The sequence below is a fragment of the Flavobacterium sp. ZB4R12 genome, assembly GCF_048276375.1.
In the GTDB taxonomy this organism is placed as follows: domain Bacteria; phylum Bacteroidota; class Bacteroidia; order Flavobacteriales; family Flavobacteriaceae; genus Flavobacterium; species Flavobacterium gawalongense.
Genome location: NZ_JBLNKS010000006.1, coordinates 21,943 through 42,755 on the forward strand (window position 1 = coordinate 21,943; position 20,813 = coordinate 42,755).

The window sequence follows — 20,813 nt, forward strand, 5'->3', positions numbered from 1 at the left end:
AATTTTATTTTTTTAAATAATAGTTTAAAGTATCCTGTAAAGCAATACTATAATCTGTAAATTCAATTTTACCTATTTGTGATGATATCTTTGTTATGTCTCCTTCGATATGCATGGATTGATTAGCACGGTAATCTAGTGCTCCAAAATTCAAAATATAATCCGGATTAATATGGTTTCTTATATCTTCTATCAAAGACTTGATAGTTCTAATTTCATTAGATGAGATATTATAAATACCAGATTGAACAGATGCAACAATAATTTTATTAATTATCACCGCAAAATCTTTAACATAGAGATAAGCGTATTTCTGCTTTCCTGAAGTAAAATCTTTCTGACTATCGACTTTCATTGATTGAATCAAAGACGGAATAAGCCAGCTTTCATTTTCTTTTTCGCCGAATAAAGAGAATAATCTTAACCAAATCCAGTCTATTTCGTTTATTTTACAAAAAGTCTTTAAAATTTCCAGACAAGCTAACTTAACACTCCCATAAGCAACCAAAGCCTCTGCAATATGATTTTCGTTAATTTTTCCGTTAATTTTTCCGTATTCTGCTTGTGACCCTAAAAAGATGAATTTACCAACACCAACTTCTTTAGCAATATCTAAAAGTTCGACCAAAAATGGAATATTTTTAGTTTGCTGGATCCAATTATCTCTTTCATTCGATTCAACACCAATCCAAGCTCCATGAATAATTGTATCAAATGAGCATTCAATTAATTGTTTTTTATAAAGCCCATCCTCATCAATATCAATCCATTGAATTTTATCTTTAAAACCATCACAACGCCAGATATCTGATTTTTTTCTCTTTAGCCCTATAACTTGAATATTATTTTTGATTAAATTTTCAGCTATATGAGATCCTAAAAATCCTGTAATACCAGTTATTAATACTTTATGCATTTAAATAATCAGTTATTTGCAACAATGTAAATTGATTAATTCCATTTTTATTTTTGACAAATTCACTATACCAGTCCATTGTCATTGAAACTGCCATTTTTGCATTCATTTTAGGTAGCCATTTCAATTCGGAAATGGCTTTACTAATATCCAGTTTCAATAGTCCAGCTTCATGTGGTTGTCCTTCTTCTTTTTCGACAATATACTCGCCTTTTCCCCAACTATGAATTGCTAGTTTTAGCATCTCTTCAACCGAAAGTGCATCGGATAGGTGTGGTCCAAAATTATAAGCTTGGCTAAATTTAATAGGCTCTGAAGCTAAATTCGCTCCCAACAATAAATACCCAATAACAGGCTCTAAAACATGCTGCCATGGTCTAACGGAGTTTGGATTCCGTATCACAACGGGATTTTCAGCAGCAAATGCTTTAGCAATATCTGGAATTAAACGGTCTTGTGACCAATCTCCGCCGCCAATAACATTTCCAGCTCTTGCTACCGCAATAGCTTTATTATGTGCTGCGTATGTTTTTATATTAAAAAAAGAATTACGGTACGAATCAATCACCAATTCAGCACAAGCTTTACTGGCGCTATAGGGATCATACCCCCCTAATCTGTCGTTTTCTCTATAAGGATATATCCATTCATTGTTATGATATACTTTATCAGTAGTAATTAGAACTACTGTACAAGGTTTTACTAATAAACGAACTCCATCTAAAACATTTGCCGTTCCAATAACATTGACTTCAAACGTTTCTGCAGGAATTCCATAAGACAAACGCACCAAAGGTTGAGCCGCCAAATGAAAAACAAAATCAGGCTGAAAACTGACAATTGCTTCTTCTAAACTTTTTTTATCTCTTAAATCGGCTATAACCGAAGTACATATTGCTTCTCCGTCAATCAAGTGAAACAAATCGTTTTTGGTTTGTGGCGCTAAGGCATAGCCTTTAACTTCTGCTCCTAAAAGCGATAATGTTTTTAACATCCAAGCGCCTTTAAAACCAGTATGTCCCGTTAAAAAAACTTTTTTTCCTTGGTAAGTTTGTTTTAGCTTATTAAATATTGCTTTTTCTACCATGTTTTCCACTTTGCATTACCAGAATTCCATAAAGCCTCTAACTCTACCCTATCTCTTAAGGCATCCATACATTTCCAAAACCCATGATGCTTGTAAGCTGCCAATTGTTGGTCTTGGGCAATGGCTCCTAATGGTTCTTTTTCCCATTGAGTGTCTTCCACATTCCCTTCAAGGTATTTAAAAATTCCTGGCTCCAAAACAAAGAAACCTCCATTAATCCACATTCCATCACCTGTCGGTTTTTCTACAAAACTATCGACTTCACCTTGGGGTTTAATTTCTAAATTACCAAAACGTCCCGGAACTTGTACACTAGTTAAAGTAGCCAATCTACCATGCGATTTATGAAATTTAAGTAATTCTAATAAATCAATATCAGCGACACCATCACCGTAAGTCAACATGAAAGTTTCGTCTTTAACATATTTTTGAATACGTTTTAGTCTTCCAGCCGTATTAGTATACAAACCAGTATCTATCAAAGTTACTTTGAAAGATTCTGTTTCCGAATAATGAACATTGATGTTATTATTGGCCAATTCAATAGTAACATCCGAATTGTGTAAATAATAGTTATAAAAATATTCTTTGATATAGGTCGCTTTATAACCCAAACAAATAACGAATTCATTGTATCCGTGCTGCTCATACATTTTTAGAATATGCCATAAAATAGGTTTACCACCAACTTCTACCATAGGTTTAGGTCTAGCTTCTGTTTCTTCCATAAGGCGAGTTCCAAAACCACCTGCAAAAATTACTACTTTCATATTTTTTTTGTATTTGTATATCGTATTTTATAAACTAAGTTTTAGAACTGCTAATTCCCTATTTCCACATAAACATTATCTGTCAAGGGATAACTACAACACAATAAATAGTCTTCTTTTTCCAAATCATCCCGATCTTTAGCCAATCCTATCATGCGCATTTTTCCTTCTTTCAATTTTCCTTTGCAGGTATTACAGCTCCCGGTTTGACACGAATAAGGCAATTCGATTCCGGCATCCAAAGCCGATTCTAAAACACTTTTCCCTTTTAGTACTTCAACTAAAGTATCGTTTCCTTGAAAACGAATGTTAACGTGCTGCGTAAGTATATCCTCAAAATCCTTTGGATCTTTTACCAATTCGAAATCTTCTGAAAAAATAGTTGCCTTGGGACATTCTAAAACAGCCAAAGCTTCTTTTATCGTGTTTTTTAAATCAACTGGACCGCAAATATAATGAGCCGTTTTTTCAATAGCTACATCTTTAAGTAAATTAAGTATGAACTCTTGGTTAATTCGACCACTTTTTACAAAATGATGCTTTTCGTCATGAGTGTATTGCGTATGAAAATGCCAAACTTTTAGTCGACTTGTATATTGCACAAGTAATTGATTAATTGTATCCAAAAATATAGTCGATTCAAAATTTTTATTTCCATAGATTAGATTCACTTGAACCAATGGATTTGAAATCAAAACTTCCTTAATTATCGATATCAACGGTGTTATTCCACTACCCACACCCCAAAAATAAATTTCGTTAATAGATTCGTCATTCGTATGTACAAAATCACCCATAGGTTCCATCACTTCTACTATGTCACCAACTTGTATGCTATCATGCACATAATTAGAAAAAACACCCTCAGGAACTCGTTTTATAGTTGTTTCTAAAAAAGCATCTGCCGAAGGAGCAGAAGAAAAAGAATAAGGTCTTGTATATTTTCTCCCGTTAATTCGGAAAGACAACGTCAGATACTGCCCCGCTTGATATTTGATTTTGCGCAAACCTGGCTGTTTGAAACAAAGCGTTATGGTATCTTGTGTTTCTTTTTTAACATCGTGAACTTTTAAAGTATAATTTTTCATTCTATAAAACAAATTACGATATTCTGTTATATCATCTTTAATATCCGTCTCACAATCAAACCAAATACCACTAAAAAACCCGCTAAAAACCCACCTAATACTAAGCCTTTTGCTTTCCCAAATTTTTCTTTCGCCAAAGGCAAAATAGGTCGGTCAATTACTTGAATCAACGGCGTTTCCTTACGCAAAGTAACTTTAGCTAATTCCGTTTGTTTGACTAACTCGGTCAAAATCGCCGTATTCGCCTGTACATCGACCTGTCTGCGGGCAGAAGGAGCACGACGTACATTTAATGCTGGATTCAAATTAAAAGTATTGTCATTGGCAACCGCCACACCCGTAATGGCTCCGTTGAGTTCACGACGAATAGAATCTGTTTGTCGTTCCAGAATATCCATATTCTCGCGCGCTTTCTTACTTTTGGTAGCGACATAAAAATCAGACACTTCTTTAACTAGGGCTTCAGTAAAATATTTGGCAAACAATTCATCAGTAGAATTAACATCTATAGTAATAATGGCTATTTTTTTATCTTTTTGCCCCACAGCCAATCCTGTTTTTGACAAATCTTGATATATCGCACCCAAGATACTGTCATGTACTCTGGTAAAATACTTGCGCTTGGTATCCGGTAAAAACTGGATAGCCTTAAATTTTGGTTTATCGTTCCATTTGTCTCTCCAACCATTATTCTGAATATACATTTCAGCCAAAGAAATAATCTTGTCATTGAAAGTAACAGGACTCAACAAAGTTTGCTCCACCATAGCGCGGGACTTGAACAACTCCGTCAAATTGGATCCGGTAAAGACACTACCTCCCCCTCCGCCAAGGTCAATACCAAACGAACTTGCCAAACCCAATGCACCTCCTAATCCACCACCTTTTTCGTCTTCTAAGGCAAAGGATAATGTAGCGGTATACACCGGTTTTTTACTAAAAGAATACATTAACCCTAAAGCAGCTCCTATTATTCCTGCCAGTACAATTATTTTCCATTTCGAAAGTAAATAAGCGAACCATGCTGCCGCTTTGTCTATTAATTCCTTTAGGGATATTTCGTCGTTTTGATTTTGTTCGTTCATTGTATCAAGATTTTACGCTTGTATTTAGTTTATTATGAGGCATTCTGTTTAAAAACGGTTATTAATAATAACCTGCTGTCTATTACTTCTTTTCGATTCTAAAACTTCAAAATTCAACTCCGGATAACTCAATGTCATTAAGTTAAGAGGTTTTACAAGTCACTTCGAGTGATTTTGAATAGTAATGCGATAGCTTTACTATTCAAAATAGTATCGAGAAGTCTTTAATATCAAAAGGTTCTCGATACTTTGTATAAATTTTCTATCGCAAATTTTTTCTCTCCCGAAGCGTCGGGACGAACTGACGAATCCTTAACTTAATAACATTGCCAGATAGCTATCGGGACGTTAATCATCATTCAACATTCAAAAAATAGTTGTCGGTTTTCTGTAGCTCTTCCCTCCCGACACTTCGGGATTGAGAGTCCCGAAGAGCTTCGGGATAGGGGTGTGTTTTAACATTTCAAAAAAAAATCAAAATCCATAAAACCTAGAACAGTAATGTAAAACCTCGTCCTTTTGGTGGTTTATTCATATCCTCAAACTTTTGAATTTCGGCTGTAAGCAGCCTTGCATATTCATTGGTCATAAATGCTTTGAAAATTTCAATATCGTCTTGTTCACGAGTCGCTATCAAAACTTCAATGTATTCCGCTTTTGACTCATTATGAACAATCGCAAGAGGCAAACCATAATAGGCTTGTATATAATTCATTAACAACCTTGATGTCCTGCCATTGCCATCATAAAAGGGATGTATGCTTACCAAATTAAAATGAGCCACAAAAGAAAGATGCAATTGCTCTAAAATTGATATGGGTTGTTGCATTTGCCCCTGAATGGCTTGTGCCATTTTTTGGGTAAGAGCCGCTACTTTATCAAAATTAGGGAAATAACTGGAGCCTGCTGTCACATTTCCTTTTCTAAAGGCACCAGTACTAGCATCAATTGTTCCAAAAATAGTATTGTAAATTCGCGCCGTATTTTTAACTACAGATGAATTAATCTCTTGTATCAATTCAGTAGAAACAACTCTTTTTGTTTTTGCTTCCTGTAAAGTAAATAACAAAGCGGCATAATGATCCGTAACCATCAAACTGTCCTGCAAAGGTTTCCCTTTGGGTGTAAGTCCATCCGATAACAAAACTTGGGTTTCCACTTCGGTCAAAGTAGAACCTTCAATCTTGGTGGAATGATGCACAATTGAAATATGATTAAACTTTTCATGGTCTATCACCTCATCAATTGCTAACGCTTTGTATCTATTGACTAATTGTACTAAATCCATTGTCTGTTTTCGTCTATTTTATGTGATACTAATGTAATCAACTATAACTATTTTGGTTGTCGAAGAACTGTAAACTGTAAACTGCGACTGAACACTGTAAACTGCTATCTGTAAAGCTATCTGAAATCTGCTATCTGCCATCAGTTGTCGGCTACTTCAATTGTTCTAAAAAAGGAGCTATTGGTAGCTGCAACTTGGAGAAAGCAAACCATTTCTTTCCTAAGTCTTTTAAGGAAGCACCTATATGATAGAGTACTTCATTATCAATGACAATAAATCGATCATGTGCCTTTTTGAACACTTCAATGGTTATCGGGGCATACTGTTGGTTGTGTTTATCCAAGTCCAATTGCAAAGGGAGCTCTATTTTATGCGTATATATCGTGGCGTCTACTTTTGGCGCTCTTTTTGAAAGCAGTACCAATACACTTTCATCACAATAATTATCTACCAGAATAATAGATTTTTTGGCCGATTTAATAATCTTGGCTATAAGTTCATAAGCATCAAAAATTTGTCCATCATAGAAAATGCCCTGATTAGGAGGCAAGTTTGTTTTTAGGATTAAATCGAACTCATTATTCTTTATTTCAAGCGAATTCACTTTTTTCTCTAATACTTCCATTCTATGGCCAATAGCGTATCCTTTTAGGAGATAGTCTTTTAATATCGCATTCGCCCAAATACGAAATTGCGTTCCGCGTTGCGACTTTATTCGATAAACAACCGAAATAATCACGTCGAGATTGTATATTTTAGTTTTATATTTTTTCCCATCTGCAGCAGTTGTCAAGGAATACTTGACAACTGAATCTTCTTGCAATTCCCCTTCTTTGAAAATATTATATGACTGTCCGGTACTTGTACCAAGCTACATCTTATGAATAAATTTAGCTGTCTTGTCATTTCGACGAAGGAGAAATCACATAACGAGAGCAACTAATGAGATTTCTCCTTCGTCGAAATGACAAAATTAATTACATTGGTATTAGTAACGGACAGTCATAAAATATTATTAATGTGTAAACTAATATTTTGTTTAGTAGCTTAAAACAGATCTACCATAAGCATTTGTGTTAGCCATACTGTTTCGTCTTCAATCCGAACGGCAATGTGGCTTGAAAGTGTATCCGATTGATATAAAATGATTTCGTTGGTATTCATTAAAATTCGGTTGTCGGTTCTCCGTTTTCGGTTAATTTTCGTCACTTCGAGTGATTTTATAAAATAGCGACAGCTTTTTTATAAAATTGTATCGAGAAGTCGGTTATCCGTTTTTCTGTTATCTGTTATCGAGTAACTGTATATAGTATTCTGTAAACTGTAAACTGCGACTGAACACTGATCACTGATTACTGAACACTGATTACTGAACACTGATCACTGAATACTAATCACTATTACCTGATTAAAGCGATGACTATTCCCGCCAAACTCGCCAAAACCCCTGCAATACTGACGAACTCACCTGTACTCATCTTTTTGACCTCTGGTTTTTCCGGTACTATAATTTGTGATCCTGGGGTCACTTTAGGATACGTTCTTATAAATAAGAAAGAACCCGCTACATCCGCTTTACCATTTGGATAAATAATATAGGCTTTTTTCTTCCACCCTTTGGCATCCACCCCACCAACAGCATTCAAATAATAATTAAATCCTTTCCCTTTAGTATAAGGAATCTCAGAAGTCAACAATACATTTCCCGCCACTTTTACGCCTTCATTGTAAGCAGCCACTTCAATTTCATCACCAGGAAATAGGGTCACATTGGTATTACTCTCCGGATTTTTAACAATGGCCTTCCAATCTACCGGTATGGTCGCAAATTTTAAATCTTCTTTTAATTTTTTGGTTAATTTGTTTTGAATACTGTCTTTTTTACCCAAATTCAAATTCACATTTTCCAACGCTTCAATTTGTTTGGCTTGAATGGGTCTCTTGATTTTTACCCCTTCTATATTCGCCACAGCAGTCAAACCGCCTGCTCTTTGGACAATATCATATACTTTATCTTTCTTGTTGGCCAAAACATATTTCCCTGCATAATGCACTGCTCCGCTTATTACTACCATTTCCGGCTTGTCATAGATGGCCATTTTACGAATATTCACTACATCAAAAGGCTGCAACTCAAAGTTTTTTAATTGTTCATTGTTGGCTGCCGTAATTTCGATATTGAACAGTTGCGCTTTATTGGGATTTGCATCATCTATTTCTTCCGATTTGATCATTCGGGCTACCTCCACTCTTTTGGAAGCCGAACCGGTCAAGCCGCCTGCCTGAACCAATAAATCATTCAAAGTAAGATTCTCATGATACTCATAAACCCCCGGATTTTTAATTTCACCGTCAATCGTTATTTTATACTCTTCCACGAAATCTAAAATTGAATACACCGTTACGACGTCTTCTTTATGCAATGCAACATCCGCTTCCAGATCCCCTTCTAAGGCTTTAGCCAAATTCACATTGACGATTTCCGTAGTCAAATCAGGTTTTAATCGTATAATCCTGGCTCTATTGCTATACGCATCTTCTTTTAACCCATCCGCTTTTGCAATCAGATCGGAAATGCGCATGCCTTCATAAAAGGAGTAGGTATCCGGTCTGAAAACCGCACCGTCAATTTTGATTCGGTTTTCAAAGCGGTTCAATATTTTCGACACACGGAACACATCCCCTGACAAAGGCTTATATGTGTTAAATTCTGCCTGTTTTACATCCCGAACTTTAAATTCTTTGTCTGTTTTTTGCAATACATTTACTGATGCCGTGTAAGCAAATTCATTGAACCCTGACGCAAAAGCTAATAAATCAGAAAATGTTTCCCCCTTCTTCATCTCAAAAATCCCGGGACGTTTTACCTGCCCTTCAAGAGTGACTCTTTGATTGTAAGCGGGGATTCGAATGACATCATTATCCTTTAAACCCACATTATCCGATTGATTCCCATTGACAAGGAAGCGATAAATATCAATGTTTTTGTATACTTTATTATCTCTCAACAACTCTATATTTCTATAACTGCCATTCTTCCCGGGGCCTCCACCTAAAAATAAGGCATTATAAACCGTTGCCAAAGAAGATATCGAATAATTACCCGGTTGTTTACTGCCTATTATAGTCACTCTAATGGTTCTGATACGGCTCAAAGTTACTGCGACTTGAGATTGCCCCGATCCTACCGTACTATATACCTTTGCAATGGCTCCTTTTATTTTTTGGGTAGCGGCTTCAATCGTCATTCCCGAAACCGGAATCTGTCCCACATATTGAATGGTTACTTTACCCTCTGTCGATACCGGCACACTGGCATTAAATTCTTGCACCCCATACACGCTAATTTGCAATTCATCACCCGGTCCCAAGACATAATTTACAGGCGTGGCTAATTTCAAATTGGGCTCAAAATTCAACGTAGGATTATCAAACAGTTCTGATCCGAAAATCAAGGCATTTAGGGTATCTTTTACTTTAGTGTTGACAATTTTTTCTTGTTTTCTGGTTAGCTCTTCCGATCCTTCACCTTTCGAGTCATCTTTTTCACCACCCGCCGAACCATTTTTTATTCCTCCCAAACGGATTTTCAATTTAGCAAACTCGGCCGCAGGCATTCCTTTTGCCAATGCCATTGGTTCCGCTTGTTCAATGGTTACATTATTAGCTTCTAACTGCGTTTTTATTTTTGCAATTTCATTATCTGATAAATAATCCACTTTTAAGGTAGTCAAATCATTGCTTTTTAACAAGTCCTGCGCTACTGTATTGGAAGATTGAAAAAGAGCAAACAACAATAAAAGGGTAGTAATTATTTTTCTCATAAGTAATGTATATTGTATTTTATGAATGTCCGCTAAGCGGACTATAGTTTTTTTAGCCACGAATTCCACAAATTTGACACTAATTTTCATATTGAAATAAAAAATCAAACACTAATTCGTGTCAAATTTGTGGAATTCGTGGCGAAATTCTTCTTTGGTATTATTTACGGATAGTCATATTGTATTTTTTAATTCGAATGTCTTTTTTAATTCGAATGTACTTTTAAAAACGTCAGTTCGAGTGTTTTTTGTGGAGTAAAACGCAACAAAAAATGTATCGAGAACCGTTTTAATTCTAATTTTCGTCAGTTCGAGTAATTTTCTCCCGAAGCCTCGGGAAGAAAATTGTATCGAGAACAAGAAAATTAGAATTAAAAACTAATTACACTCAACGGATTACATTAGTTATTTTTTAATTAAAAAAACCAAAAGAATGCAGCATTTTTATGGCTTCGCCGTGGTAAGTCCCATTGGGGTCACCAGATTTTATTACCGACTGCAAATCTATGTCAAAAGGTTTAATCAACAAATTTATTAAACGCTAAAATCACATCCGATGATCTGTATTATTTTATTTTTACTGTAACAGGTCTGGATTCTCTCTCTCCAACTGATTATAAATATTCTTAACATCTTGAGAATTCTCTTTTTGCAGAATCAAATTAGCGGTTTCCGTAGAAACGAAAATGGTATTTTTTAGTCCAACAAAAGCAGTATAATTATTGGTGCCAATAACCATATTCCCATTATTATCAACGGGATGTCCAGTGGAAACCAGATAATCATAGACGGACTCAAAAGAACCTAAATCAGACCAATCGAATGTGGAAGAAACAACCTTAATTTTTTTACTTCGTTCCATAACAGCATAATCGATGCTTATAGAAGGTATTTCCAGCGAAAGGGCTAAATCTAAATTCCCATTGACATTACTGTCCCAAGCTATTTTGGATTTTTCGTATACTTCAGGTTTAAACGCTTTTAATTCTTCCAAAAACACTCCTGCTTTGAAGCAAAACATGCCGCTGTTCCAAAGAAAATTTCCTTTGGCAATAAAATCCTTTGCCGTAACTTGGTTTGGTTTTTCCCGAAAAGAAAGCACATCATCCCCTTTGCGTTCAATATACCCATAACCGGTTTCAGGCTTCGTAGGAATAATTCCGAAAGTCACAATATAGCCTTTTGAAGCTTTATCTATCGCTTCCTTTATCGCTTCTTCATATTGCTCCATTGCATCAATAATATGATCCGATGGTGTGACAATTAAAATAGCATCCGGATCAGAAGCAAAAGCAGCAAAAGCTATTGCAGCAGCCGTATTTCTGGGGGTTGATTCTATTATGTCTATATAGGGAGTACTTGATTTATCCATCACTTTTCTGCTCAGGTGGCAATTATCAATATTGCCTACTACCATAATTTTGTCCGCTATACTACGATTGCGTTCCACAGTCATTTCAAACAACGACTTACCATCAAATAAATCGAGATACTGTTTGGGTTGGCTTTTTCGTGATAATGGCCATAACCGGCTACCTACTCCACCGGTAAGAATCACATGTGTAATTGAAGGTTTATTTTCCATGCTTTATTTTTAAATCTTTGCTATGTATGCTTTTTTGATTCTATACAATTTATAATCTCCCATCAACTGCATCACCCAAAATCCCTTTTACGTCATACAGCAAGCTATTAGTATTTTGTACTAACGACAAATTGATCTCTAAAAATTGGTTATGTGCCACTCCTAAAACTACCGCATCAAATTTTTGATTCGGCAATATATTGATGGTTATTAAACCATATTCTTTTTCAACCTCAACAGGATTAGCTAAGGGATCGTATGTAGTTACTGTAATTCCATAATCCGTTAAAGCAGCGATGACATCCACAATTTTTGTATTGCGAACATCGGGACAATTCTCTTTGAAAGTGATTCCAAGCATCAGGAGCGTAGCGCCATTAACAGAAATTCCTTTTTTAATCATCCCCTTGACCACTTGTGAAGCCACATAATCACCCATGCTGTCGTTCAATCGTCTTCCTGCCAAAATAATTTCAGGATGATAGCCAAATTCTTGGGCGCGTTGGGCTAAATAGTAAGGATCTACCCCGATACAATGCCCGCCAACCAATCCCGGTTTAAAAGGCAAAAAATTCCATTTGGTTCTTGCTGCTTCCAAAACGGCATGGGTATCAATATTCATTAAATTGAATATTTTAGCCAATTCGTTTACAAAAGCAATATTGATATCGCGTTGTGAGTTTTCAATTACTTTGGCGGCTTCGGCAACTTTTATCGAAGGCGCTAAGTGTGTTCCTGCAGTAATGACTGATTGATATAACTCATTTACTTTTTGTCCAATTTCTGGTGTAGAGCCTGAAGTCACTTTTAAAATCTTCTCTACGGTGTGTTCCTTGTCTCCCGGATTAATTCTTTCAGGTGAATAACCTGCAAAAAAATCAACATTGAATTGTAAGCCGGAGACCTTTTCCAATACCGGCACGCATTCCTCTTCGGTTACACCGGGATAGACAGTAGATTCATAAATTACAATATCTCCTTTTTTCAAAACACTTCCTATCGTTTCGCTCGACTTGTATAAAGGAGTCAAATCAGGACGATTATTTTTATCCACCGGAGTGGGAACGGTTACGATGTAATAGTTACAGTCCGCTATATCAGCTAAAACTGAAGTACAATACAACCCAATGGCATCACCGGGTTTTTCCAGCAATACGTTTTGCAATACTTCGTCGGTTACTTCAAATGTGGTATCAGTACCGGATTGCAAGGAAGCGACTCTGGTCTGATTGATATCAAATCCTACAACAGCATATTTCGTGGCAAATAACCGAGCCAGTGGCAAACCCACATAACCCAAACCAACAACTGCTATTTTTATATTTGACCTCATTTATTAAACCAATTTTAATCAACTATCGTTAATTTCAATCCACCGCTTCGCGATTCCAACTCACAGAAATGAGTCGAAATCGGGATAATTTTTGTGTGCAAATATAGTCACAATAAACTATTCTTTCTAAAATTTTAAGCCATCTGGAATCTCAAAATACGAATAACAAGAATAAAAAACAGGTAATCAACTAATAGTCAATTAAAAAAAGGAAATGAACGGCCTGTTTTCTTTAAAAAATCACCTAATTTAGTGATGCCAAAAATGCTAAAAAAGAGGTATTCTAAGCAATAATACCATTTACGTTTAGAATTTACTGGAGTATATTTCTATAAATTTGTCATTGCTTCGTCGGACACGAGCGATCAATGTCATTAAGTTAAGGATTCGTCAGTTCGTCCCGACGCTTCGGGAGAGTAATAATTTGCGATAGAAAATTTTTACGAAGTATCGAGAACCCTTACGTTTTGAAGGCTTCTCGATACAATTTTAAACATTAAAGCTATCGCATTAATGTTCAAAATTACTCGAAGTGACGGTTGAAACAGCTTAACTTAATGACATTGCACGAGCGATAGCGAACTGGCGAAGCAATGACAAACAGACGGCTTATTTATTCCAGTAAAAACAAACTTAAAATGGTATTACAGGAACGCATTCCCCTCTTGAGAGTCCCGAGGCTTCGGGTTAGAGGTGTGTTTTATCATAACACCTTTAGAACTTTAGAACATCCTATATAAAGACAAAATCATTCAATTTACCTATACGCATTCCCCTCTTGAGAGCTACCGTCTGGACACAAATATTCAGACGAAATTTTAGCCGCGAATTTCACTAATTTTCACGAATTAATTAGAGTAAATTAGTGAAATTCGTGGCTGTCTTTTTTATAATATCATAAAATCTCTGCAAATCTTTTTAATCTGTGTCCTATTTTAAACCTGTGTCCAGACGGTAGCTCTTGAGAGTCCCGAGGCTTCGGGTTAGAGGTGTGTTTTATCATAACACCTTTAGAACTTTAGAACATCCTATATAAAGACAAAATCATTCAATTTACCTATACGCATTCCCCTCTTGAGAGCTACCGTCTGGACACAAATATTCAGACGAAATTTTAGCCACGAATTTCACTAATTTTCACGAATTAATTAGAGTAAATTAGTGAAATTCGTGGCTGTCTTTTTTATAATATCATAAAATCTCTGCAAATCTTTTTAATCTGTGTCCTATTTTAAACTTGTGTCCAGACGGTAGCTCTTGAGAGTCCCGAGGCTTCGGGATAGGGTGTGTATTTATTTGTATTTCATTTTCAAGACACATCCCAATGATTCCAAAACAAGTACATAATGGGTGTTATTTACTTCTTGAACAATGGCCGTCTGCGTTGAAAACGGCCCTGAATCCAATGCTATCTTGTCACCAACCTGAAACGGAACTACTGAAACTTCACAACTATCGGGTCCATCCAGTCCTTTCTTAATGATATTAATTTCCTCATCCCTCACAATTGCAGGTTTCCCCAGCCAAAATAAATAACGCACTACACCAACTGACTGAAACACTAAATTTCGGTCAGTGTCTGGTAATTGAACAAAAACATAAGAATTAAAAAGTGGCACTTCCACCTTTTTTTTTCGATCAGACCATTGACGTACTACAGTAATCAAAGGACAGTAGCATTCTATTCCAAACTTTTTTAATTGTTCCGCTACTTTTTTCTCCCATTTAGGCTTTGTATAAACGACATACCAATTCATCTTACGTGTTGTATTAAAATAAAAAGATGACCCTTTATTTATTTGTACTTTCTTTTGAGTATTGTTTATAAAAAACAATAATGTACATGTAGATTCTTAAATCAATTATTATTATAACCCGTTGAGGTGTAATTATTAAAAACGTCAATTCGAGTGTTTTTTGTGCAGTAAAACGGAACAAAAAATGTATCGAGAATCGTTTTTAATGAAATTTTTCTTGTTCTCGATACGATTTTCTATCGAAAATCACTCGAACTGACGAAAAATTATCATCAAAAACTAATTACACCCAACGGGTTATTATACTATAAATGTATCCTTACTTATGAGCCTATCCCCTGATAAACAAACCCAATCGCTTCCAGAGCCGGACCATCAAGGATGTTTCTTCCATCAAAGACAAACGCTGGTTTTTGCATGGAATCATATATTTTTTGCCAGTCATACTGAACGAATTCATCCCACTCAGTAAGTATCGCTATAGCATGTGCGGCTGCACAGGCTTCATAAGGATCATCAAACGACATAATACGATCTGAATTGGTTGAGGCCGCTCTGGTTTCCAAATAATTTAAATCCGCCAGCACTTTCTTTCTGGACACTTTAGGATCGTATACCGCAATTTTCGCATGCTCGTTTATCAAATCATCGGCAACATAAATGGCTGCCGATTCACGGGTATCATTAGTATCTTTTTTGAAAGCCCAACCCAGAAAGCATATTTTTTTATCAGAAACGGTATTGTAAAGTGTTTGAACGATATTATTGGAGAAACGCCTCTTTTGATGATCATTCATTATAATTACCTGTTCCCAGTAATCGGCCACTTCGTTCAATCCATACGATTTTGCAATGTAAACCAAATTCAATATGTCTTTTTGAAAACAAGAACCCCCAAATCCAACCGATGCTTTCAGGAATTTCGGTCCTATTCTGCTATCCATTCCTATGGCCTTGGCCACTTCATTTACGTCAGCGCCTGTTTTTTCACAAAGCTCTGACATCGCATTAATAGAAGAAATTCGTTGTGCTAAAAAGGCATTGGCAGTTAATTTTGATAATTCTGACGACCATACATTAGTGGTCAATATTTTATCTGCAGTAACCCAATTCGAATAAACGCCAACAAGTGCTTGTATCGCTTTTTGTCCTTCTTCCGAAGGATCTCCACCGATTAGTATTCGATCCGGATTCAATAAATCCTGAACTGCAGTTCCTTCTGCCAGAAACTCCGGGTTAGAAAGAATTTGAAACTGAACCCCATTACCGGTATGGTCCAGAATACTTTTAATAGCTTCAGCAGTTCGTACCGGAAGTGTTGATTTCTCAACAACTATTTTATTGTCTTTTGCCACATTGGCGATTTGCCTGGCACACAATTCAATATATTTTAAATCAGCAGCCATCCCTTTTCCTTTACCATAGGTCTTTGTAGGCGTATTTACGGATATAAAAATGATTTGAGCCTCATCTATTGCTTTTTCCACATCGGTGGAGAAAAACAGATTTCTTCCTCTGGCTTCTGCAACAATTTTATCTAATCCAGGTTCATAAATGGGAATATTGTCTATATTTTCATCGTTCCAAGCCGCTATGCGTTCTTCATTCAGGTCAACTACAGTAACTTGTATTTGTGGACATTTTTGGGCAATAACTGCCATTGTGGGGCCACCAACATATCCAGCGCCGATGCAACAAATTTTTGTGATTTTCATTTTATAATTTTCAATTCGCAAATATACTTTATTTCATCAACCTCCTTTTTCCAAAAAAAGGTTTTTTATTTAAGATTATCCCAATACCAATTAATCGCTTCTTTCAAACCTGCTTGCATGGAATATTTTGGGTTATACCCCAATAATGCTTTCGCCTTATCAATACTTGCTAAAGAATGTGGAATATCACCCGCTCTATTCGGTCCATATTCTACTGCAACATTCGCTATCCTTTGATCATATTCAGACAAAAATTCTTTCAAATAATCAACCAGATTGTTTAACGTATTTCGATCCCCATAGGCTGTATTATAAACAGTGTTGACTGCTTCAGGATTTTTTGCCAGCATCGCCAACTCGTTCATTTGAATCACATTATCAATATAGGTGAAATCACGGGAATAGTTTCCGTCACCATTTATTTTTGGACTTTCCAATTGCATGAGTTGCATTACAAATTTTGGAATAACTGCCGCATAGGCCCCATTAGGATCTTGCTTTCTTCCAAAAACATTAAAATAGCGCAGCCCGATAGTTTCCAGACCATACGTTCTGCTAAAATTTTCTGCATACAATTCGTTTACATACTTTGTTATTGCATAAGGAGAGAGTGGTTTCCCAATTACGGCTTCTACTTTTGGCAATCCAACGGAATCCCCGTAAGTCGAGGAACTGGCCGCATATATGAATCGTTTTACTTTGGCATCACGAGAAGCCACGAGCATGTTTAAAAAACCAGAAACATTGACATCATTGGTAGTAACCGGATCAATTATAGAACGTGGTACGGAACCTAAAGCTGCCTGATGCAGCACATAATCTACTCCCTTTACCGCATTTTGACAATCAGTGGCATTACGAATGTCTCCTTCGATTACACGAAAATTCGGATTATTGATAAAATCCTTTAAATTATGTCGGTATCCTGTCGCAAAATTATCCAAACAAACCACGTCATGTCCTTTAGACAAAAAATATTCGCAAAGATTAGAACCTATGAATCCTGCACCTCCAGTAATTAATATGGTACTTTTTATTTCCTCTATCATCTTTTTTAATTTAGAACAATCAATTACTTCGTTTGTTTTTTACGAAATTTATCCACTACTTTTTCAAAAATATTTTTGGGCCTGTCCTCTTCATGATACCCACTGGAATAGGTTCCGTATCCGTAACCATAACCATATCCGTACCCGTAACCTGCACCGTATTTAGCTTTATTCTCAAACCCGTTCAAAATAATACTGGTGTTATTCAACTCTCCGCGCTTCACTCTGTTGTTCAGCAGCGTAATCATTTCTTTTTTAGTAAAATTCTGTCTCACAATATATAAAGTAACATCACAATACTGGGCTAATTCCAGGGCATCGGATACCAAACCAACTGGCGGTGTATCCAATATAATATAATCGTATTTCTTCTTTAATTCATCAATTAACTCTTTCATTCCCTCGCTCATAATCATCTCAGCCGGATTAGGGGGAACTGGCCCGGAGAGAATAACATCCAGAAAAGGAATGTGAGTGTGATTTATGATTTCATCAACTGTTTTATGCTTAATCAGATAATTTACAACTCCAACTTCATTGGACAAATTAAATTCAGTGAACAGCTTAGGTTTTCTTAAATCAAGACCAATTACTACTGTCTTTTTCTCGCTTAACGCAAATACTGTTGCAATATTTACAGAACAAAATGTTTTCCCTTCACCACTCACCGATGACGTTATCATTAGTGTCTTGGCTCCGCCCACATTTTGCTGTTTATATAAAAACTGAAGTGAAGAGCGAATGGCTCTAAAGGATTCAGATAAAGCCGATTTAGGTTTGTCATATACTGCTAAATTAGTGTCATCTTTACTCAGTCCAACGACTCCTATTAAAGGGATTTGTGTCAGCTTACTGATATCCTCCGTATTTTGAATCGAATTATTGACAAAGAAAATGGCAAATACAAAAAGTAACGGAAACAATATCCCCAGAAACAATGCCAACACATAATTTACGGATGTTTTTGGTCCAATAAGCCCACCACCAACATCCTTTGCCGGGTCGATAAAATGAATATCTGACAAATTTGCTGCTTTAACAATATCGGCTTCACTTCTTTTTTGAAGAAATGTGCTATAAATATTGTCGCTTAAATCATATTTTCTTTTAATTTTTATTAACTCTTGCTGGTCTTCCGGAAGTTGTTTTATAGTGCTTTCCGTTTCATTAATTTTACTGCTAACCATTGCTAAATCATACTGCAAAGAGGCTTTTGCCGTTGCTATGTTTTCTAACAGCACTTTTTTAACAGCTTCCATCTGATTGTCAAAATCCTTGAATATCTTGTCACTTTTTACCGCATAAGCCATTTCAGATCTTTGGGTAGACAAAGCAATCAATTTTGAAACATTTACAACAACATTAGGATCTTCAATCCCAGCCACTGATGGCGCTGGAAGTTTAGAATAGTCAACACTATTCTTTAAGTATGCTTTTAATGAATTATAATAGGCCAGTTTACGCGTAACTTCGTCTTTCTTGACATCAAACTCCAGAATCTTATCCGAAAACTTAGCTCCGCCCTCTTCTATATCATAGATGTTTTTATCTTTTCTAAATGATTTCAGTTCATTTCCTGTTTCCTTTAGTTGGGATTCCATTGTAACCAATGTGCTGTCTATAAACGCAATGGTATTAGTTGCAAATTGATTTTTGCTGTCCAATTGTCTTTTTATAAGCATTTTTACAGTCGAATTCAAATATTCAACCATTCTCGCTTTATTAGTTCCTTGCATACCCAAGGTAATTATAGACCCCCCTTTATCATCTGATTTAACATTTATCCCTTTGTATGAAGATACTGTCCCGTCAAAATCATTAAACCGTACAAAATATTCATTCCCTTTATAAAAACCTGGATTGTCTTTTATTTGCAATTTCCAATTTAAAAAAGGTAATGCTACCTGCTCTCCTACGGTATATCTTTTTACAAAATCACCCGTTTCAACAGCAGTATTGCTGTATGAATTATTAGAATACGTTATTAATGGCGCCTTTTGATTTGCAAAAGGAATTCTGATTTCATATACATTTTCACTCAAAAATTTAATCCTAATCAGATTTCCTGCTAATTGACCTTTTGATTTATCAATAGTTACATAGAAAGGAACAGCACCATAGGCATCTTCAAGAGTGTATTTTCCCTGAACTAAATAGTTAATATAATATTGCAGCTTATCAACAACCAACTCATTATGAGATCTGGATTGCAACGTAGTTGAAATGGTTTGAACCTGATCTGAAGTTCCACCCCAATTAAAAACCAAACTGGTATTAGAGGTAAAAAGAGGATTACTTTCTTCCTTTACAGAAATAAGCGTTTCCATACCGTAAATTTTTGCTTTACGAATATTTACTTGATAGGCAATCGTGAAAGTGATTAATAAGCTCAGCAAAAACCATTTCCAATAACTTCCGATTTTTATCAAGAATCCCTTAAAGTCAAAACTTACTTGGTTTTCAAAAATCGAAAAATCTTTTATATCTAACATTTTTTGAATTCTGTTTTAGTTTTTTAATAGTAAATAGGTAGTTGTTGCCAATGATAACAGTGTAATAATGGTTCCCAGCGATTCTATTCCTGTTTTTCCGGTTCCCCAAGTTTTTTGTTTGAGTGGTTTTACATAGATATAATCATTTGGTTGCAAATAATAATAAGGCGATTGCATCACATTTATGTCTGTAAGGTCTAAATCCTGCATTTGAACTCCAGTGGGCGTTTTTCTCATGACAGTAACCGCTTTTCTGTTTCCGGTTATAGTAATATCTCCCGAATTTGCAACAGCTTCCATGATAGTTACATGTTCTTGAAATAAAGTTTTAGTTCCTGTACTCCCCACTTCTCCATTGATAGTATATCGGAAACCCGCTAATTTTACGGTCACAAAAATATTAGCTTCGGTATTGAAATATTCCGCTAATAATTGCTTCTCAATTCTGACTCTTATTTCATCCAGGGTGTAACCAATAACATTTAACTCTCCCAAAACCGGAACTCTGACATTCCCATGATCATCCACCGTAAAACCATCAAAATACAATCCTGACTCTGATTTACCCCCAGAAACACCTTCATTTGTAGGGCTAAAAATAGCTGCTAATTTTGGATCTATTGCTTTTATGGTGATACTCAAAACATCATTAGTTTGCAATCTGTAAGGCTTTGATTCCACTGCAGAAATAGAAGTTCCTTCTTGTGAGTTATTCTTTTTCTGAAGATAAATTAAATCCTGGGTTGGAATACAAGAAGAAACCATCACACTAATAATTAGCAACAAATAGAGTACAGATTTGCTCATTTTCAATATTTTTAAAG

General features: G+C 35.8%; 15 protein-coding genes. All 15 read right to left on the reverse strand.

All coding sequences use genetic code 11. The annotated features are described in order from the left end of the window. Positions 1 to 4: 4 nt before the first annotated feature. Positions 5 to 916, reverse strand: a complete 912-nt coding sequence (locus ACNO7W_RS05590; protein ID WP_417937354.1) for an NAD-dependent epimerase/dehydratase family protein — start codon at positions 914 to 916, stop codon at positions 5 to 7. Next, positions 909 to 2,003: a CDP-glucose 4,6-dehydratase gene (gene rfbG / locus ACNO7W_RS05595; RefSeq protein WP_417937355.1), complete on the reverse strand. Its 1,095-nt coding sequence runs from the start codon at positions 2,001 to 2,003 to the stop codon at positions 909 to 911. Before rfbG ends, ACNO7W_RS05590 begins: the two co-directional genes overlap by 8 nt. Then, the gene (gene rfbF, locus ACNO7W_RS05600; protein WP_417937356.1) at positions 1,997 to 2,773 is read right to left on the reverse strand and encodes a glucose-1-phosphate cytidylyltransferase; all 777 of its coding nucleotides are present in this window, start codon (positions 2,771 to 2,773) and stop codon (positions 1,997 to 1,999) included. Before rfbF ends, rfbG begins: the two co-directional genes overlap by 7 nt. A gap of 50 nt (positions 2,774 to 2,823) precedes the next feature. Further along, positions 2,824 to 3,861 carry an FAD-binding oxidoreductase gene (locus tag ACNO7W_RS05605; RefSeq protein ID WP_417937357.1) on the reverse strand — a complete coding sequence of 346 codons (1,038 nt, stop codon included), beginning with the start codon at positions 3,859 to 3,861 and terminating at the stop codon, positions 2,824 to 2,826. Between the two features lie 26 nt (positions 3,862 to 3,887). Further along, entirely contained in the window at positions 3,888 to 4,946 is a 1,059-nt protein-coding gene (locus tag ACNO7W_RS05610; RefSeq protein WP_417937358.1) for a Wzz/FepE/Etk N-terminal domain-containing protein, read from the reverse strand. Positions 4,947 to 5,436: 490 nt separating this feature from the next. After that, the gene (locus ACNO7W_RS05615) at positions 5,437 to 6,234 is read right to left on the reverse strand and encodes a Fic family protein (RefSeq protein ID WP_417937359.1); all 798 of its coding nucleotides are present in this window, start codon (positions 6,232 to 6,234) and stop codon (positions 5,437 to 5,439) included. Between the two features lie 151 nt (positions 6,235 to 6,385). Beyond that, entirely contained in the window at positions 6,386 to 7,057 is a 672-nt protein-coding gene (gene rhuM / locus ACNO7W_RS05620) for a RhuM family protein (RefSeq protein ID WP_417937360.1), read from the reverse strand. Between the two features lie 577 nt (positions 7,058 to 7,634). Next, positions 7,635 to 10,058 carry an SLBB domain-containing protein gene (locus ACNO7W_RS05625; protein WP_417937361.1) on the reverse strand — a complete coding sequence of 808 codons (2,424 nt, stop codon included), beginning with the start codon at positions 10,056 to 10,058 and terminating at the stop codon, positions 7,635 to 7,637. A gap of 577 nt (positions 10,059 to 10,635) precedes the next feature. After that, positions 10,636 to 11,643 (reverse strand): mannose-1-phosphate guanylyltransferase, encoded by a 1,008-nt coding sequence (locus tag ACNO7W_RS05630; protein ID WP_417937362.1) that lies wholly within the window; start codon positions 11,641 to 11,643, stop codon positions 10,636 to 10,638. Positions 11,644 to 11,692: 49 nt separating this feature from the next. Next, complete coding sequence (locus ACNO7W_RS05635; protein ID WP_417937363.1) at positions 11,693 to 12,976, reverse strand: nucleotide sugar dehydrogenase; 1,284 nt, start codon at positions 12,974 to 12,976, stop codon at positions 11,693 to 11,695. A 1,292-nt stretch (positions 12,977 to 14,268) separates the two neighbouring features. Beyond that, positions 14,269 to 14,733 carry a UpxY family transcription antiterminator gene (locus ACNO7W_RS05640; RefSeq protein ID WP_143387603.1) on the reverse strand — a complete coding sequence of 155 codons (465 nt, stop codon included), beginning with the start codon at positions 14,731 to 14,733 and terminating at the stop codon, positions 14,269 to 14,271. 323 nt (positions 14,734 to 15,056) lie between these two features. Beyond that, the gene (locus ACNO7W_RS05645) at positions 15,057 to 16,448 is read right to left on the reverse strand and encodes a nucleotide sugar dehydrogenase (protein ID WP_417937364.1); all 1,392 of its coding nucleotides are present in this window, start codon (positions 16,446 to 16,448) and stop codon (positions 15,057 to 15,059) included. Between the two features lie 65 nt (positions 16,449 to 16,513). Beyond that, positions 16,514 to 17,497 (reverse strand): SDR family oxidoreductase, encoded by a 984-nt coding sequence (locus ACNO7W_RS05650; RefSeq protein ID WP_417937365.1) that lies wholly within the window; start codon positions 17,495 to 17,497, stop codon positions 16,514 to 16,516. A 23-nt stretch (positions 17,498 to 17,520) separates the two neighbouring features. Continuing rightward, positions 17,521 to 19,989, reverse strand: coding sequence for a polysaccharide biosynthesis tyrosine autokinase (locus ACNO7W_RS05655; RefSeq protein ID WP_417937366.1), 2,469 nt, complete (start codon positions 19,987 to 19,989; stop codon positions 17,521 to 17,523). Positions 19,990 to 20,004: 15 nt separating this feature from the next. Then, positions 20,005 to 20,796 (reverse strand): polysaccharide biosynthesis/export family protein, encoded by a 792-nt coding sequence (locus ACNO7W_RS05660; protein WP_144064350.1) that lies wholly within the window; start codon positions 20,794 to 20,796, stop codon positions 20,005 to 20,007. Between the last annotated feature and the right edge of the window lie 17 nt (positions 20,797 to 20,813).

Coding starts and splice junctions, on each gene's coding strand:
- ACNO7W_RS05590 (WP_417937354.1), bottom strand. CDS start 916: ATGCATAAAGTATTAATAACTGGTATTACAGGATTTTTAGGATCTCAT.
- rfbG (WP_417937355.1), bottom strand. CDS start 2,003: ATGGTAGAAAAAGCAATATTTAATAAGCTAAAACAAACTTACCAAGGA.
- rfbF (WP_417937356.1), bottom strand. CDS start 2,773: ATGAAAGTAGTAATTTTTGCAGGTGGTTTTGGAACTCGCCTTATGGAA.
- ACNO7W_RS05605 (WP_417937357.1), bottom strand. CDS start 3,861: ATGAAAAATTATACTTTAAAAGTTCACGATGTTAAAAAAGAAACACAA.
- ACNO7W_RS05610 (WP_417937358.1), bottom strand. CDS start 4,946: ATGAACGAACAAAATCAAAACGACGAAATATCCCTAAAGGAATTAATA.
- ACNO7W_RS05615 (WP_417937359.1), bottom strand. CDS start 6,234: ATGGATTTAGTACAATTAGTCAATAGATACAAAGCGTTAGCAATTGAT.
- ACNO7W_RS05625 (WP_417937361.1), bottom strand. CDS start 10,058: ATGAGAAAAATAATTACTACCCTTTTATTGTTGTTTGCTCTTTTTCAA.
- ACNO7W_RS05630 (WP_417937362.1), bottom strand. CDS start 11,643: ATGGAAAATAAACCTTCAATTACACATGTGATTCTTACCGGTGGAGTA.
- ACNO7W_RS05635 (WP_417937363.1), bottom strand. CDS start 12,976: ATGAGGTCAAATATAAAAATAGCAGTTGTTGGTTTGGGTTATGTGGGT.
- ACNO7W_RS05640 (WP_143387603.1), bottom strand. CDS start 14,733: ATGAATTGGTATGTCGTTTATACAAAGCCTAAATGGGAGAAAAAAGTA.
- ACNO7W_RS05645 (WP_417937364.1), bottom strand. CDS start 16,448: ATGAAAATCACAAAAATTTGTTGCATCGGCGCTGGATATGTTGGTGGC.
- ACNO7W_RS05650 (WP_417937365.1), bottom strand. CDS start 17,497: ATGATAGAGGAAATAAAAAGTACCATATTAATTACTGGAGGTGCAGGA.
- ACNO7W_RS05655 (WP_417937366.1), bottom strand. CDS start 19,989: ATGTTAGATATAAAAGATTTTTCGATTTTTGAAAACCAAGTAAGTTTT.
- ACNO7W_RS05660 (WP_144064350.1), bottom strand. CDS start 20,796: ATGAGCAAATCTGTACTCTATTTGTTGCTAATTATTAGTGTGATGGTT.